Annotated in this window: 18 protein-coding genes; 9 read left to right on the top strand and 9 right to left on the bottom strand. The window is 66.2% G+C overall.

What is annotated here, in order from left to right:
- Positions 1–30 precede the first annotated feature (30 nt).
- Positions 31–675, top strand: a complete 645-nt coding sequence (locus tag QGV55_RS00145; RefSeq protein ID WP_281018913.1) for a DsbA family protein — start codon at positions 31–33, stop codon at positions 673–675.
- A gap of 283 nt (positions 676–958) precedes the next feature.
- Here the strand turns inward: QGV55_RS00145 and QGV55_RS00140 are convergent, their stop codons facing one another.
- The 5 genes from QGV55_RS00140 to rsmI form a co-directional block, all read right to left on the bottom strand.
- The gene (locus QGV55_RS00140; protein WP_281018914.1) at positions 959–1729 is read right to left on the bottom strand and encodes an enoyl-CoA hydratase/isomerase family protein; all 771 of its coding nucleotides are present in this window, start codon (positions 1727–1729) and stop codon (positions 959–961) included.
- A 34-nt stretch (positions 1730–1763) separates the two neighbouring features.
- Positions 1764–2570 (bottom strand): transglutaminase-like domain-containing protein, encoded by an 807-nt coding sequence (locus tag QGV55_RS00135; RefSeq protein ID WP_281018915.1) that lies wholly within the window; start codon positions 2568–2570, stop codon positions 1764–1766.
- Positions 2571–2576: 6 nt separating this feature from the next.
- Positions 2577–3197, bottom strand: coding sequence for a BON domain-containing protein (locus QGV55_RS00130; protein ID WP_281018916.1), 621 nt, complete (start codon positions 3195–3197; stop codon positions 2577–2579).
- Between the two features lie 96 nt (positions 3198–3293).
- Entirely contained in the window at positions 3294–3674 is a 381-nt protein-coding gene (locus tag QGV55_RS00125) for a YraN family protein (RefSeq protein ID WP_281018917.1), read from the bottom strand.
- A 1-nt stretch (position 3675) separates the two neighbouring features.
- Positions 3676–4494, bottom strand: coding sequence for a 16S rRNA (cytidine(1402)-2'-O)-methyltransferase (gene rsmI / locus QGV55_RS00120; RefSeq protein WP_281018918.1), 819 nt, complete (start codon positions 4492–4494; stop codon positions 3676–3678).
- Positions 4495–4594: 100 nt separating this feature from the next.
- Here rsmI and QGV55_RS00115 point away from each other — a divergent pair, with 100 nt between their 5' ends.
- The 7 genes from QGV55_RS00115 (at position 4595) to QGV55_RS00085 (ending at position 12403) form a co-directional block, all read left to right on the top strand.
- A complete protein-coding gene (locus tag QGV55_RS00115; protein WP_281023638.1) occupies positions 4595–6031 on the top strand; it encodes a penicillin-binding protein activator in 1437 nt (478 codons plus the stop codon).
- Positions 6032–6125: 94 nt separating this feature from the next.
- Positions 6126–7238 carry an S-(hydroxymethyl)glutathione dehydrogenase/class III alcohol dehydrogenase gene (locus tag QGV55_RS00110; RefSeq protein WP_281018920.1) on the top strand — a complete coding sequence of 371 codons (1113 nt, stop codon included), beginning with the start codon at positions 6126–6128 and terminating at the stop codon, positions 7236–7238.
- A gap of 237 nt (positions 7239–7475) precedes the next feature.
- Positions 7476–9044 carry a carboxyl transferase domain-containing protein gene (locus QGV55_RS00105; protein WP_281018921.1) on the top strand — a complete coding sequence of 523 codons (1569 nt, stop codon included), beginning with the start codon at positions 7476–7478 and terminating at the stop codon, positions 9042–9044.
- Positions 9045–9078: 34 nt separating this feature from the next.
- On the top strand, positions 9079–9876 hold the full coding sequence (locus QGV55_RS00100) for a glutathione S-transferase family protein (RefSeq protein WP_281018922.1): 798 nt from the start codon (positions 9079–9081) through the stop codon (positions 9874–9876).
- The gene (locus QGV55_RS00095; protein WP_281018923.1) at positions 9876–10694 is read left to right on the top strand and encodes an SDR family NAD(P)-dependent oxidoreductase; all 819 of its coding nucleotides are present in this window, start codon (positions 9876–9878) and stop codon (positions 10692–10694) included. The genes QGV55_RS00100 and QGV55_RS00095 overlap by 1 nt, the downstream gene beginning before the upstream one ends.
- A 33-nt stretch (positions 10695–10727) precedes the next feature.
- Positions 10728–11279, top strand: a complete 552-nt coding sequence (locus QGV55_RS00090; RefSeq protein WP_281018924.1) for a carboxymuconolactone decarboxylase family protein — start codon at positions 10728–10730, stop codon at positions 11277–11279.
- A gap of 35 nt (positions 11280–11314) precedes the next feature.
- Positions 11315–12403, top strand: coding sequence for a mandelate racemase/muconate lactonizing enzyme family protein (locus QGV55_RS00085; RefSeq protein ID WP_281018925.1), 1089 nt, complete (start codon positions 11315–11317; stop codon positions 12401–12403).
- 15 nt (positions 12404–12418) lie between these two features.
- Here QGV55_RS00085 and QGV55_RS00080 read toward each other — a convergent pair whose 3' ends face one another.
- Both QGV55_RS00080 and QGV55_RS00075 read right to left on the bottom strand, forming a co-directional pair.
- Complete coding sequence (locus QGV55_RS00080; protein ID WP_281018926.1) at positions 12419–12547, bottom strand: SDR family oxidoreductase; 129 nt, start codon at positions 12545–12547, stop codon at positions 12419–12421.
- The gene (locus QGV55_RS00075) at positions 12544–13440 is read right to left on the bottom strand and encodes an alpha/beta hydrolase (protein WP_281018927.1); all 897 of its coding nucleotides are present in this window, start codon (positions 13438–13440) and stop codon (positions 12544–12546) included. Before QGV55_RS00075 ends, QGV55_RS00080 begins: the two co-directional genes overlap by 4 nt.
- A gap of 131 nt (positions 13441–13571) precedes the next feature.
- Here QGV55_RS00075 and QGV55_RS00070 point away from each other — a divergent pair, with 131 nt between their 5' ends.
- Positions 13572–14471, top strand: coding sequence for an SDR family NAD(P)-dependent oxidoreductase (locus tag QGV55_RS00070; RefSeq protein ID WP_281018928.1), 900 nt, complete (start codon positions 13572–13574; stop codon positions 14469–14471).
- Positions 14472–14493: 22 nt separating this feature from the next.
- Here the strand turns inward: QGV55_RS00070 and QGV55_RS00065 are convergent, their stop codons facing one another.
- Together QGV55_RS00065 and QGV55_RS00060 are read right to left on the bottom strand one after the other, a co-directional pair.
- Positions 14494–15009, bottom strand: coding sequence for a MarR family transcriptional regulator (locus QGV55_RS00065; protein WP_281018929.1), 516 nt, complete (start codon positions 15007–15009; stop codon positions 14494–14496).
- A gap of 102 nt (positions 15010–15111) precedes the next feature.
- Entirely contained in the window at positions 15112–16299 is a 1188-nt protein-coding gene (locus QGV55_RS00060) for an amino acid permease (protein ID WP_281018930.1), read from the bottom strand.
- Positions 16300–16304 lie beyond the last annotated feature (5 nt).

Below are 16304 nucleotides of genomic sequence, written 5' to 3'. Positions count from 1 at the left end.
ACCTGCACTCAATCCCTGGAGGCCCACGAAATGACCCTGCGCTTCATCTTTCTGGCGGATCCGATGTGTTCCTGGTGCTGGGGCTTTGCGCCGACGGTGGACCGCATCCGGGAGCGTTTCCCCGAAATTCCGGTGCGGCTGGTGATGGGGGGACTCTATCCGGGCGTCACCAGGCCGATGAAACCCCACGCGAAAGAGGAAGTCCGCAAGCACTGGGAGCATGTGAACGAGGCTTCCGGCCAGCCGTTCGACTATGGCTTCTTTGATCGCGAGTCCTTCGTCTACGACACCGAACCCGCCAGCCGGGCGCTGGTTGCGGCGAAGAAGATGGGCACGGACAGGCCGCTGGAATTCCTGGCGACACTGCAGGGTGCGTTCTACCGGGACAATCGCGACGTCACCGACACCGGAACCCTGGCCGACATCGCCGCAGAGTTCGGGCTGGACCGTGATGCGTTCCTGGAAACCTTCGCCAGCGAGAACACCCGCGAAATGACCCAGCGCGACTTTGCCTTCAGCCGCCAGCTCGGCATCCACGGCTTCCCGTCACTGCTCGGCTACGACGAGGAACGCTATCGCCTGCTCGCCATGGGCTACCAGGAATGGGACTGGCTGGAACAGGTGATCCAGCGCTGGATCGGCAAGGCCTCCGGCGCGACCGGGACCGTTCACTGATTGCCTGCAGGACGCTCGCGGACCTGATCCGTGCGCCCGGCCTCCCGCGCCGGGGCGGCACTGCTGTGTACCAGGATCAAGTCCGGGTACGGCGTCGGTGGGGTGGGAGCGGTGAGCACCAATGTCCTGCCCACTCACGACGCTCGCGGCACTGATCCGAACCAGATTGCACGCTGGATACTCGGATCGAGTCCGGGCACAGCGTCAGGGAGGGACGGTCGGTTCAAATGAGCCGCCCCTCCGCCCTGCGTTCGCTGTTGGTGACCGGTCGCGCCAGCCACCCCTATTTCTTGCTGAACGACTCCCGGGCCTCCTGGGCTGCCGAGAGGTTCGCGCCGAGCCAGCTCTGGTCGAAATCAGCGTAGCTGGAGACCTGGTTCAGGGCGTTCGCGGTGGCGTTCACCGCCTCCTTCACCATCCTGACGGCGGTCGGCGGCATCGAGGCTGCGGTCTCGGCCAGCTCGAGCGCCCGTTCCGCGGTCTTGCCGTCGTCGGCGACTTCGTCGACCAGACCCCAGTCCAGCGCCTGCGCCGCCCCCATCTTCTCGCAGAGGATGATGATGCGCTTGGCCCGCGCCGGACCGACCAGCCGCGTCAGGCGGGGCTGTGCGCCCCACTGCAGGTTCAGGCCGATCTTGATCTCCGGCACATACAGAAAGGCGGAGCGGCCCAGCACCCGCCAGTCCAGCGCCAGCGGCAGCGCGAAGCCTGCACCGACCGCCATCTTCTCCATCGCCGCGACGGTGATCTGGGGCATCTTCTCCCAGGCATCGCACAGGCGTCCGCCCATGCGAAAACGGTCACGGATGTCCAGTTCGCTCAGGCCTTCGGTGCGCCACATGTCGGCATCGGTCAGATCCGCGCCGGACGAGAAATAATTGTCATTGCCCCGCAGGACCACGGCGTGGACCTCGCGGTCATCGTGAAATGACAGCCCCACTTCCGTCATCTCCCGCATCAGGGTCGGGTTGAAGGCATTCAGCTTCTCGTGGCGGTCCATGGTGACGATGGCCACCTTGCCGCGACGCTCGATCTCGACGTTTTTCCAGCTCATGATTGGTTCCTCCCCAGGAAAAGCCCATTGTGGCTCAGTTCAGCCGTCGTGTCAGCTTTTCCCGTGCCTTTTCCAGCAGTTGCACGGCAGCCATGCCCTCAAGATGGGCCAGGCCATCGTCCAGAATCTCCTGCGCCGCCATCAGGTTTCCCGATTTCGCCGCCAGGTCGGCCCGGTCGAGCCAGACACCCGGCTCCCGCGGTGCGAACAGGGAGATGCGATGCAGGATCTCCGCGGCACGGTCCAGGTCGCCCGACTGTTCCGCCCGGATGCGAATGTTGTTCTGTAGTCGCATCAGGACATGGCGCAGCGGCACCGCCGCCATGTGCTCCGGCTGCAGCGCCACATCCCGCCCCGCGATCCGGTTCAGCAGGGCCTGCAGTTCATCCATGGTGCGGGTACGTCCGCCGTTGAAGGGGTCAATGATCGCCAGCCCCTCCGGGAATGCCAGGCGCAGGAGGAAATGACCGGGGAAATTCAGCCCCATCAGCGACCAGCCCTGCGCACGGGCGACATGGATATAGAGGATCCCCAGCGCCACAGGCAGACCGCGACGACGGTTGATCACCGCCATCATGTCTGCGTTGCGCATGTCATCGTAGGTCTGGCCGTCGCCACGATAGTCGAACTGCCCGGCCAGCCGTTCGGCAAGCCAGCTCGCGGCCGGTGCTGCGGCGGGTGGAGCGGACGCCAGTTCGGCGAGATGCCGGCGATAGGGTGCGGGGTCACGTTCCGGATGGTCCGCCATGGAAAGCGCCAGGGCCACCTCCGCCACATCCAGGTCGCTGTCGGCCAGGCCGGCGGCCCGGCGCAGAACCGACTGCCAGTCGCTCTCCGCCATACCGGATCAGCTGCCGCGGGAAGGATCGTTCTTCAGGCGAACATAGCTCTCCACCTTCCGGACCCCCTCGATATTGCGGGCATGGCGGATCACGCGGTTCAGTTCGGCCTCATCCTGCGCGATACCGATCAGATAGATCGTGCCGTTGACGGTCTCCAGCGAGTAGTTGATGCCATTGACGTCCGGATCACCGATGATCTTGCCGCGCAGTTCGGTCGAGATCCGCACGTCACGGGCAAAGTTCTGGAAGCCCCCCTCCGTCGTCACCTGGATGGCATTGGCGACTTCCTTCACGCCCTTGATCTTCCAGGCAAGCGCCTCTGCCCGCAGGCGGCTCTCGTTCTTCTCCACCTTGCCGGTCAGCAGTACACGGCCTTCCACCACCTCGTGATCGACATCGCGGAAGAGCTGGAAACTGTCTTCCAGCAGGCTGGTGCTGAGGGCGGTGGAAATCGTGGCATCGTCGATGGCATCGCCGATGGAGCGTTCCTGCGCCAGGCTGACACCGGCGGTTGCGCCCGCGCCGAAGATCGCACCGGCACAGCCGCCGAGCAGCCCGGCGGCACTGCAAAGCGCCACCACCGCGAGAACGCGCGATCCCCGGGATCCCGTTGAAAGAACTGACATTGGGCCGTCTCCTGTCCATGCGAGCGGGCTGTCACGGCCCGATCAGCGAATCATGCAACCGATGATACGGCATCTGGGTAGCGAAAGCGGGCGATTTCAAGGCCGCCACATATCCGGCAGATGCACCGGCAACCGGCGTGGCAGGACCGCAATCAGGTCGAAACGGTACCCCTGCACATCCGCACCCAACTGGCCTGAAGCCCGCAGATACTCGGCCGCGCGCAGGATTCGCTGCTGCTGGCTGCGGCTGACGGCGCGGCGCGCGGCGCTCATTTCCGGGCGACGTTTCACCTCGACAAATGCCACAACCTTGCCACGGCGGGCGACGATATCGATCTCTCCCACAGGCGTCCGCAGGTTGCGCCCGACAATGCGATAGCCCTTCAGCCGCAGCATCCAGACCGCCAGTGTCTCCGCCCCGCGCCCGGCCAGAAAGGCACGCTGCCGCTTCTGGCGACTGCCTGCCGGTTGCGCCATCTCAGTCACTCTTCTTCGGGGCCAGTTCGACGGCGCGACGATAGACCTCCCGGCGCGGCAGACCCGTCTCGGCAACGACCGCATCGACGGCATCACGGGTGCGCAGCCGGGACAGGTGGTCCCGCAGCAGGGCATCGATATCCACCGCCTCCACATCCGCATCATCGGCGGGCGGGCCGACAACCAGAACGATCTCCCCCTTCGGCTGACCGGCCTGCGCGTAGTGCGCGACCAGCTCGGGGATCGAACCGCGCCGCACTTCTTCGAACATCTTGGTCAGTTCGCGGGCAACGGCGACCTGCCTGGCCCCCAGCACCCCGGCCATGTCCCCCAGCACCGCCTGCAGCCGGTTCGCGGTCTCGTAGAAGACAAGCGTCGCCTGCACCGCGCCCAGCTCCTGCAGCACCTTCCGGCGCGCCGCCGATTTCGGCGGCAGGAACCCACCGAACAGGAACCGGTCACTGGGCAGCCCCGCCACCGACAGGGCGGTGATCACCGCGGACGGTCCCGGCACAGCGTGCACCGCAATGCCCGCCGCGCGCGCCTCATCCACCAGCTTGTAGCCGGGGTCGGAGATCAGCGGCGTGCCTGCGTCGCTGGTCAGGGCGATGGCGGCCCCGCCGGAGAGGGCGTTCAGCAGGGCGGGCCTCACTTTCGCCCCATTGTGATCGTTGTAGATATCCAGCGTCGCGGTGGCCCCGAAGCTCTGCAGCAGACGCCGCGCGACCCGCGTGTCCTCCGCCAGGACCCGGTCCGCGGACGACAGGACGTGACGTGCCCGCGGGCTCAGATCGTCGAGATTGCCGATCGGGGTGGCCACGACGTAAAGTCCCGGCGCCAGGGCGCGCGGTCCCGGCCGGGCATGTGAAGAGGATCTGACCATGGCCGCAGGTTACGCCGATTCCGCAAGGATTGCAGATATGTCCGACCGCCGCAGAAGCCGTTTCCTCACAGGTGTTTCCGGGCTGCTGCTGATCGGGCTGGCAGCCTGCAGCAACCCGGCAGCGGAGAAACCGGCCACCGAAGCCGCACCGGTCGCGAAGGCCGCGCCGGCCAGACCCGCGCCTGCCGCACCAGCGAAACCCGCCGAGCCGGTGATACCGGGCGGCCTCGCCGGGACCTTCGGCTCCATTGAAACCCGCTCCGCCGAGGGATTCAGGATGCAGCAGATCCTGCTCAACCGTCCCGAACTGGACGGCCAGCGGCCTGTCCGGGTCGCCATTCTGGTGCCGTTGACTGGCCGTGCGGCCGGGGTGGGACAGCGACTGCTGGACGCGGCAATGCTGGCCATGTTCGACCAGCAGCAACCCCGGCTGAACCTGATTCCGAAGGATACCCAGGGCACACCGGAAGGGGCCGAGCAGGCCGCCCGCCTGGCCCTGGCGGAAGGCGCGGAAGTCATTGTCGGGCCCCTGTTCGGCAATCACGTGCAGGTGGTCAATGCCGTGGCCGAACCGGCGGGGGTGCCGGTACTCGCCTTCTCCAACGACAGTTCCGTCGCGGGCCGTGGTGCCCATATCCTGGGGGTAACGCCGACAAACGAAGTCCGCTCCATCATCGGCTTCGCACTGGCCCGCGGCCACAGCAAGATCGCCGCCTTCCTGCCGGACTCGGTCTATGGCCGCCGGGTGCATCAGGCCCTGGTCGAGACCATGGAACAGTCGCTTGGCGAGCTGGTCCGGGCGACCTACTACCCGGCCGGCGCGGAAGCCGACGATGAACTGCTGCTGCAGTATGCCCGTGAATTCGCCGACTACGACCTGCGCAGGCAGGCGCTGGAGGAGGAACGGGCCCGGCTGGAAAGCAATGGTGACGCCATCTCGAAATCCGCGCTGGAGCGGCTGGAGGTGCTGGATACGCTTGGCGATCCGCCGTTCGACGCTGTGCTGCTGGCCGAGCCTGCCAGCCGCCTGCCCACGATCGCCCCCCTGCTGGCGTTCTATGACGTTGACCCCGTGGTGGTGAGGTACCTCGGACTCGGCGGCTGGTTTGCCAGTGACCTGCAATCGGAACCGACCCTGATCGGCGGCTGGTTCCCGGGCCCCGACCCGGGCTTCTACAACAGTTTCGCCAGTCGCTTCAGCGCCACTTTCGGCACGGAACCGGACCGGATCGCCATGCTGGGATATGACGCCATTGCCCTGGCCGCCACACTGATCCGGGATCAGCCTGCGGGACAGCCGGTCTTCAGTGAGTCGGCCCTGCTGGATGACCAGGGCTTTGCCGCCTACTACGGCACGTTCCGCCTGCGCGCGGATGGCCAGAGCGAACGTCTGCTGCCCGTGCTGGAAGTTGCGCGGGACGGGCTGCGCGTGGTGGGCAGCCCGCGCCAGGGCTTTGCGCCTCTGCTGAACTGATCGGCGACGCCCGCGGGCATTTCCATCACCACCCAATCTGTTCTAGCATCCCGCCAGACGACAACTGACGCTTTGCGATCTGGGGGAAGACGAAATGGATGTTCGGGCAGCACTGGCCGTTGAAGCAGGCAAGCCGCTGGAAGTCACCACGGTTCAGCTTGAAGGACCGAAGGCCGGTGAGGTGATGGTGGAGGTCAAGGCGACCGGCATCTGCCACACTGACGAGTTCACCCTGTCGGGCGCTGACCCGGAAGGTATCTTCCCCTCCATCCTGGGCCATGAGGGCGCGGGCGTGGTGGTGGAAGTCGGCCCCGGCGTCACCTCGGTGAAGCCCGGCGACCACGTCATTCCGCTCTACACACCGGAATGCCGCCAGTGCAAGTTCTGCCTGTCGGGCAAGACCAACCTCTGCCAGGCCGTGCGCGCCACCCAGGGCCAGGGCCTGATGCCCGACGGCACCAGCCGCTTCAGCCGCAACGGGTCGCCCGTGTTCCACTACATGGGCACATCCACCTTCGCCAACTACACGGTGCTGCCGGAGATCGCGGTAGCGAAGATCCGTCAGGACGCACCGTTCGAGAAGGTCTGCTACATCGGCTGCGGTGTCACCACCGGGCTCGGCGCGGTCATGAACACCGCCAAGGTGGAGGTGGGATCCACCGCCGCCGTCTTCGGTCTGGGCGGTATCGGGCTCAACGTGCTGCAGGGCCTGCGCATGGTCGGCTGTGACCGGATCATCGGCGTCGATCTGAACAATGACCGCCGCGAACTGGCGGAGAAGTTCGGCATGACCGACTTCATCAATCCCAACGAGGTCGGCAACGACAAGGTGGTGGAGGCCATTGTCGATCTGACTGATGGCGGCGTCGACTATTCCTTCGAATGCATCGGCAACGTCAACGTCATGCGCCAGGCGCTGGAGTGCTGCCACAAGGGCTGGGGCGAGAGCATCATCATCGGTGTCGCCGGTGCCGGTCAGGAGATCGCCACCCGTCCGTTCCAGCTTGTCACCGGCCGGGTCTGGCGCGGCACGGCCTTCGGCGGTGCCAAGGGCCGCACCGATGTGCCGCGCATCGTCGACTGGTACATGGACGGCAAGATCAACATCGACGACCTGATCACCCACGTGCTGCCGTTCGAGGAGATCAACAAGGGCTTCGACCTGATGCATGCCGGTGAATCGATCCGTACCGTCGTCACCTATTGAGGTCCCTGCACCGAAACCTGCAGGCACCGGCGGCAGTGGGCCGCCTGACCATCGGGTCCCGGGAACAACGGGAGCGTTTCCGGGCGCGGGCTTTCGAGGGCCGGGTCCTGACCCTGCGCAAGGACTGGTCTGCCGTGTCGCAGAGGCAGGCCAGTCTGTTCTGACTGCAAAGGCAACCTGCCGGTCCGGCGGGTTGCCCCCATTGGCAATGTCGCAACCAGCGTCCGGGGAGGGACAATGGAACAGCAAGCAGAGACCCTGAACGAACTCGGTGCCGCGCTCGACGCGCGCCGCGAAACCATCCACACGGAAATGGGTGGGCAGGACAAGATCGACCGCATCCACGAGAAGGGCCGCTACACGATCCGCGAAAGGATCGCGAAGCTGGTGGATCCGAACAGCTTCAGCGAGGTCGGCACCTTCGCCGTCTCGGATCGGGTCGAGGATCGGGGCAACACGCCGGGCGACGGCAAGATCGGCGGTTTCGGCACGGTGGCCGGGCGTGCCATGGCCGTGGCCGGTGACGACATCACGGTGAAGCGCGGCTCCAGTTCCGTCATCGGCAGCCGCAAGCTGCACCGGATCTTCGAGACCGCCTGGGCCGATGGCACCCCCTGTGTCTATTTCGGGGAGACTGGCGGCGCCCGCATCCCGGACACGCTGGGGTCGGAAGGTTTCGTGAAGGTCCCGCCCGACATTGCCAACGCGCGCCGCCGCAGGCGCTCCCCCATGATTTCCGTGATCTGCGGCGAGAGCTTTGGCGGTTCGTCCTTCCAGTCGGCCTTCTCCGACGTGGTCATTCAGGTGGAGGGGACCTGCCTGGCCGTCACCAGCCCGCGCGTCATCGAGATCGCGACGGGGGAGAAGATCGGCTTCGAGGAACTGGGCGGCACCTCGGTCCACGACCGCATGACCGGTCAGATCGACCGGGTCGCGAAGGACGAGGATGATGCCATCGACCAGGTGCGGACCCTGCTCGGCTATCTGCCACAGAACTGCTGGGAAGAACCGCCGCGCACCGCCTATGACACCAACATCGGCCCGGACGACAAGATCAGCGATCTGGTGCCGATGAAGCGCACACGGGCCTATGACATGCGCCGGGTGCTGCGGCGCATGACCGACGACGGCAGCATCTTCGAACTGAAGCCCAATTTCGGCCGCAGCCTGATCACCGCCTTCGGGCGCATCGCCGGTCGGTCGGTGGGCTTCGTCGCGTCGCAGCCGGTGATCTATGCCGGGGCGCTGTCGCCCGATGCCTGCGACAAGGCCACGGCCTTCCTCAGCCTCTGCGACGCCAACAACATCCCGCTGATCTTCATGCAGGACACGCCCGGCTTCATGGTCGGGCGGCAGGTGGAGCATGCCAATCTGCTGGCCAAGGCGATCCGCTTCGCGGAGGCACTGGCGCTGGTGGAGGTGCCGCGCCTGACCGTGGTGATGCGCAAGGCCTTCGGCCTCGCCTATTTCTCCCTGTCGGGCAGCAGCATGGGGGGACGCGCCGTCGCCGCCTGGCCGTCTGCGGAGATCAGTTTCATGGACCCGGCGGTTGGCGTGAACGTGGTCTATGCCGACAAGCTGGCGAAGCTGGACCCGGAAGCCCGGGGTGCGGAACATGCCCGCCTGATGGCGGAGGTTGCCCGCGACACGGGTCCGAACGCCGCCGCCGGTGCCATGCAGGTGGACGAGATCATCAACCCCGCCGACACCCGCGCCTGGCTGGCGCACCATGTCAGCCGCATGCACATCGACATTCCCCCGCGGGGGTCGTTCAAGCCGCTGGCGACCTGGCCGACCTGCTACTGAGCATGTCCCTGAAACCCGTGGACAGGAGAACGGGATGATCCAGCTCTACGAACACCCCCTCTCGCCCTACGCGCAGAAGGTGAAGATCGCCCTGCGCCACAAGGACGTTCCGTTCAACCTCGTTCGGCCGGAGGGGCTGGGGTCCGGCGCTGCAGCAGCGGATTTCGCGCAGGGCAATCCACGGCGGGAAGTACCGCTGCTGGTGGACGGGGACTGCCGCATCTTCGATTCCACGATCATGCTGGAGTATCTCGAGGAAAAATGGCCGGAACCGTCGCTGATGCCGGAAGCCCCGGCGGAGCGGGCGCGCGTGCGCATGGTCGAGGATGTGATGGACACGCATCTGGAAGCCGTGAACTGGGGCCTGGGGGAGGTGAGGTACTTCCGGCGCGCGGAGGGGGCGCAGGCCGATGCGCTGCGGGGCCGGGCTGAAGCACAGCTCGACGGCTTCTTTGGCTGGCTGGAGACCCGGCTCGGCGATGCGGAATGGATGACCGGCGCACGATTCGGGCGTGCCGATCTGGCGGTGGTGCCGTTCCTCAATGCCTCCCGCGGGTTCGGATTTGCGCCGGCGGCGGGCGGCGCGCTTGCGGCATGGCTGGATCGGGTCAATGCGATTCCGGCGGTCGCAACCACGGCGGCGGAGGCCGAAGCCTCCATCGCCAGTATCGGCAAGGCCTATCGCGCGGTGGAAGGCGGCGGTTTCCGTCGCCACTATCGGGACCACCGCCTGGAATGGATGATCCGTTCCGGCGGCTTCGACATTGTCGCCCGGGGTCTGGAGCGGGGCGACATCCGTTTCACCGACGGTTTCGACGGGGGGAGCGACTGATGTCCGCCATGGAGCCGGCCACGGAATCCTTCGGTCTCGAAGGCAAGGCCGTGCTGGTTGTCGGGGGCGGCGCCGCCGGTGACGGCATCGGCAACGGGCGTGCGGCGGCACTGCTGCTCGCCCGCGCCGGGGCGGACGTGATGGTGGTCGACCGTCAGGCGGACCTGGCCGAGGCAACGGTCCGGATGATCCGCGACGCAGGCGGCTCGGCAGCGGCGATCGATGGTGACGCGACGCGGGAGGACGATTGCCGGAACATGGTGGCGCGGACGCTGGCGGCCTTCGGCCGTCTGGACGGGCTGGTCAACAATGTCGGTATTGGCAGCCGCGGCAGTGTCGTCGCCATGAGCCAGACCGAGTGGCAGCGGGTGATGCAGGTCAATGTGGAGACCATGTACCTGACCTCCCGCTTCGCCATTCCCGCCATGTGCGAAAGCGGTGACGGGGGCGCGATCGTCAATGTCTCCTCCATCTCCGCGCTGCGTCCGCGCGGCCTGACCGCCTACACCACGTCCAAGGGGGCGGTGATCGCGCTGACCCGTGCAATGGCGGTGGACCACGGGCCGGACGGCATCCGGGTCAACTGCGTCGCCCCGGGTCCGGTCTACACGCCGATGGTCTACGCGCGGGGGATGAGCGATGCGGCGCGGGAGCAGCGCCGCAAGGCCTCCCTGCTGGGCCTGGAAGGCACCGGCTGGGACGTTGGCATGGCGATCCGGTTCCTGATCTCCGCGCAGGCCCGCTATGTCACCGGCCAGACGCTGGTGGTGGATGGCGGCGTCACCCTGCAGGGGCCGGAGCGCGATTCAGCAGGCTGAGCAAGACCACATGCAAGGGGGAGGACAACGGACATGGCTCGCGTGAAATATCTGACGAAGGACGACCTGGCGGAGGCGGACAAGCCGCTGCTGGATCGTGACATCAACCTGTTCCGGGCGCTGGCCCACAATCCGAAGGCCGCACGCGCCTTCAGCCATCTGGGACGGCATATCAGGTTCGGCAGCGGCCTGGATGGACGGTTGCGGGAGCTGGCCATCCTGCAGGTCGGCTACCTCGCCCGCTCGCCCTATGAATTCTCCCACCACATCAAGATCGGTGCGGACTTCGGCGTCAGTGACGCGGATATCGCCGCAATGATCGCGGAGACCAACGGGGAGGATACCGCGCTGGAACCCCTGGCCCGACTGGTCCTGCGCGCGGCGCGGGAGATGACGCTGGACGGCGGTGCCAGTTCCCGGACCTTCGACGAACTGAAACAGTATTTCGCCGAGGACATGATCATCGAGCTGTTTCTGGCCATTGCCTTCTACAATGGCGTCGTCCGCATGCTCGCCAGCCTGGAGATCGATGTGGAGCCGGAATACCAGCAGTACCTCGACCGCTTTCCGTTTCCGACCGACTGAGCGCCTGACTGCCTGACCGAGGGAAGGAGCAGCCCATGAAGATCCGTTCCGCCGAGATCATCCGCCTGTCGATCCCCTTCACCGATGGCAGTTCCGGGGTCGGCCTGATGCCGCAGCAATGGACGCATCTGGATGTCGCCCTGCTGAAACTCACGACCGAGGATGGCACCGTCGGCTGGGGCGACGGCTTCGCCTACCATTGCGTCGGGGCCACCATCGCCGCATTGCAGGACATGGTACTGCCGCATGTCGTGGGCGCGGAAATCGATGACATTCCGGCCTTCAACCACCTGCTTCAGAAGCGGCTGCACCTGCATGGCCGCTATGGCATCACCATCTTTGCCATATCCGCGGTCGATACCGCGCTGTGGGACATCGCGGCGAAGCAGCAAGGGGTGTCGCTGGCCCACCTGCTGTCGGACAGCCCGCGCCCGTCGATCCCGGCCTATGCCAGCCTGGTACGCTACGGCAATCCCGGACAGGTGGCGGAATTCACGGCGGATGTGGTCGCGCGGGGGTTCCGGACCGTGAAACTGCACGAGATCGCGCTGGACTGCATCGAAGCCGGTGTCGCGGCGGCGGGCAGCGGGGTTCGTGTCACCACCGACGTGAACTGCAACTGGTCGCTGGAGGAAGCGCACCGGATGATGCCGGAGATGCAGCGCCTCGGCCTCTACTGGGTCGAGGAGCCGGTGTTTCCGCCTGACGATGCGGAGACCCTGGGCGCACTGCAGGATCAGTATGGCGTCTCCATCGCCAGCGGCGAGAACGCCTGCACCCTGACCGAATTCCGCCGCACCATCCCGAAGCTCGACTTCGTCCAGCCGTCTGTCACCAAGGTCGGCGGCGTGTCGGAGGCCGTGGCGATCTGCGATGCGGCAGCCGAGGCGGGCAAGCGCGTCATGCCGCATTCGCCCTATTTCGGGCCGGGGTACTGGGCCACCCTGCAGGTCATGGCAGCGAAACCGAACGCGGAACTGTTCGAATTCTTCTGGATCCAGCCCGAAGCCTTCATCGACCCGACCATCCCGACGCCGGTCGATGGCAGCATCACTGTTCCCGACCGCCCCGGCATCGGCTTCGAGCCCGACCCGGACGTGCTGGCGAAATATCGGGTCGCATAGCGACCCGGCGTCGGCTCAGACCTGCCCGCCGCCGTCAGCAGAGAGTGTCTGGCCCGTGACGTAGCGCGCGCGGGCCGAGAACAGGAACAGCGCGGCACCGCCTGACCATGCCGGGTCGCCGAGAATGTGTCGGGCCGTGGTCATCCGGCCGCCCCCTGCCAATGCGGTTCCAGCCATGTTCCGATCTGACTGATCGACTGGCGCGCGATCTCCAGTCGCGGCCAGAACCAGTGCCAGACATGCGGCACGCCGTCCGTCATCTGCAGGGTGACATCCGCACCCGCTGCCTGCGCCCGCTCCGCCAGCCGCAGGGTATCGAAGCGCAAGGCCTCCGCATTGCTGGCCTGAACCAGCAACGGCGGCAGACCGGAAAGATCCGCGTGGATGGGTGAAGCGCCCGGATCGTCCAGCGCCGCGCCACCCACGTAAGCGGCGGCATAACCGGCGATATCCTTGAAATCGATCAGCGGATCGTCGGCGGTCGCCTTCGCGACATCGGATCCTGCCGCGACATCCAGATCCACCCAGGGGGACAGACAGACACCGGCGACGGGTGCAACCCCGCCCCGGTCGCAAAGGGCTGTCAGCGCCGCGACTGTCAGGCCACCGCCTGCGGAATCCCCCATGACACATACCTTCGCCGCAGGCCGTTCGAGTCGTATCTGTTCGACCGCAGCGCAGGCATCAAGCAGCGCTGCGGGGAAGGGATGCTCAGGGGCCAGACGATAGTCCGGCACCAGCACATCCGAACGGGCGGCGACGCCGATCGCGGCGGCAAGGTGGCGGTGGGAGCGCGGGGAGCCGATGCCATACCCGCCGCCGTGCAGATAGACGATCATCCGGTCCGCAGCCGCGCCCGAGACCTGAAGCAGCTCGCCCGCCAGTTCCCCGCAGGACCAGTCACTGACAGTGACACCGTCGGGCAGTGCAAAGGCCTTCTCCGCCCGGTCGTAGAGCGCCCGGCGTTCCGCCAGCGAGACTGTATGGGCCGGCGGCTGCTGCTCCAGGAATGCGATCAGATCGCTCAGTTCACTCATGATTCCCCTCCCCTGACGGTCGAAGCCTTGCATACGGCGCAGCCGACACGTGAATATGGTCACCTGGAATACTATAATCTAGGTCATGTAGTGTCACGGCGAGTCGGCACAGCAACAGGGGAGAGAGATCGATGAAACTTTGTGAAGGACGCGTGGCGATCGTCACGGGCGCGGGACGGGGACTGGGGCGCAGCCATGCGCTGATGCTGGCCGAGCATGGGGCAAAGGTAGTCGTCAATGACCTCGGCTCCGCCGCGAGCGGCATCGGGGAGGATGCGACACCGGCGGACGAGGTGGTGGCGGACATCCGCGCGGCGGGTGGCGAGGCAGTGGCCGACCACAGCGACGTTGCCACCTGGGACGGCGCCCAGGGCGTGGTGCGCAAGGCCATCGATACCTTCGGCGACGTCAATGTCATCATCAACAATGCCGGTATCCTGCGCGACCGCATGATGGTGAACATGACGGAGGACGAGTGGGACTCGGTCGTCCGCGTGCACATGAAGTCGACCTTCGCCGTCACCCACCATGCCGCCAACCACTGGCGCATGATCAGCAAGCAGGGCGGCAGCCCGGAGGCGCGGGTCATCAACACCACCTCCCACTCCGGCCTCTACTGCAACATCGGCCAGACCAACTACGCCGCCGCCAAGGCCGGCATCGCCACCTTCTCCATCGTCGCGGCGCGGGAGCTGCAGCGCTATGGCGTCACCGTCAATGCCATCGCGCCGCGTGCCACCACGCGCATGACCGAAGGCCTGCGTGAATGGACGGAGGAGCAGTTGGACAAACGGCGGCCGGAGTGGGTCTCGTCGCTCGTGACCTGGCTGGCCAGTACGCAGTCGGCAGGCGTCAGCGGGCGCGTGTTCGAAGCCTGGGGCTATGGCTTCACGGTGGCGGAAAGCTGGCAGCATGGCGCAACAGCACCCGCATCGCTGGACCCGACCACCATCAATGACAGCATGCGGGACGCCATTGCGAAGTCACGCCCCAACGCAGGCATCGATATCGGTGTCGAACTGGATCCCTGACCGGGGCCGCACCGCAGGAACATCAGTCGTCGCCGTCGAGAATGCCCCGGATATTGTCCTTCATCCGGCCCAGCACCCTCTCGGCGGTGGCGATGTCCTCGTCCGACAGGCCGTCCAGGACCGTGTGGTTCAGGCGGTGACCGACCGTCGCCATCTGGTCCAGCACGCCCTGCCCCCGTGCCGTGACGACGATCCGTTTCGCGCGGCGGTCACGGCTGTCGGGGCGGCGTTCGACAAAGCCGCTGGCCTCCAGCCGGTCGATCAGCCCGGTCATCGGCGCCTTGCCCATGTCCAGGATGCGCGCCAGCTTCGTCTGGGGCATCCCGGCCTCAGCCCCCTCGGTGCCGAGACTGCGCGACAGTTGCGCCAGCACCCACCACTGGGAACGGGTGATGCCAAGCGGCTTCATCTCCTGATCGAACAGCGTCCGCCGCATGCGGGAAACGTCATGCACCAGAAACCCGATCCGGAACTGCGGTGACTGCGCCGAAGGCCCCGATGAAGCTGCCGGTTCGTCGGTGGGTTCTCTGACCGCCATCGTGACCTCTTCCGCAGGATGCATTGCCGTCGTTTCCGACACCTTATTGAACAAAACCATCCTGCAGAATACCACTTTCCGTCAGGACCACGGGACAGTCGATCACGCGAACAGCAGGACCAGCGAGAGCAGGATGGCGATCATCGGCACAGTCCGGTGGACATCGGGCGCGCCCGCAGGCGTCGGCACGCGCCGCTTCAGCGCAAGCAGGGCGAGGTTCACGACGATAAAGATGCACAGCAGGATGTAGGTCGTTACCTGGGCCAGTTTCTCGATGGGGGCACTCAATGCCAGGACGACAACGATCAGGGTCACGGCGACGGTCGCCGCGACAGGTGTTCCCAGCCGGTCACTGGTGGCATGGGCCCAGGTGAACAGGCGGTTCCGGCGGCCCAGGCCATACAGCACGCGGGCGGCCATGACGATCTGGGCCAGCACGCCGTTCAGTGTGGCGAAGATCGCGATCACGATGATCGTGTCCGGTGACCAGCCTGTTCCCTTCTCGAACACCAGGGCCAGCGGGCGTTCGCTCTGCGCCAGTTGCTGCATGTCGACGGCCCGGATCGCAGCGACCGCGACAAGCACGTAGAGCAGGGTGGTGATCATGATCGCGCCGACGATGCCGCGCGGCATGGTCCGGACAGGGTCGATGGTTTCCTCCGCCAGGTTGACCATGTCCTCGAAACCGATGAAGGCGAAGAAGGCCAGCAGTGCCGCGGCGAGCAGCATCGGACCGCCGCCGTGCAGCAGGGAACCCAGGTCCACCATGTCTGCCAGGGGTGTCACCGGTTCGGCACTGAAACCCGCCCCGACGATCAGCAGCAGGCCGACAATCTCGATGAGGGTGAGAATCGCGGCAAACACCAGGGACTCCAGCACGCCGACAAGGGCGATGCAGCCCAGCAAGAGGCCGACAAGGATCTCGAGCCAGAATCTCGGCAAGTCGACAAGCGCGGCAAGATAGCCAACCCCACCCTTCAGGATCGCTGCCGCCGAGATCACGCCGACACAGGCAACCGCCACACCGACACAGTCACCGAACCACCCGATACCGAAGGCGGTGCGGACATAGGCGGCCTCCCCCGCGCTTTCCGGTATCCGGGCCGAAAGCTCGGCAAAAGAAAGCGCCGAGAGCGCCGCTGCCACGCCCGCGACAACGAAAGAAAGCGGGGTCAGCGCGCCCGCCACGCCCGCGACCTTGCCCACCAGCACATAGATTCCGGCGCCGACCATGACGCCGACGCCGTAGAGGATCAGCAGGCTCAGTCCGACGCGGCGATGAAGGGCCATGGTGG

Source organism: Minwuia sp. IMCC3009 (genome assembly GCF_029909415.1).
Classification (GTDB): Bacteria; Pseudomonadota; Alphaproteobacteria; order Minwuiales; family Minwuiaceae; genus Minwuia.
The sequence above is the reverse complement of the archived record's forward strand: the minus strand, read 5'-3'. Positions and strand labels throughout refer to the sequence as shown.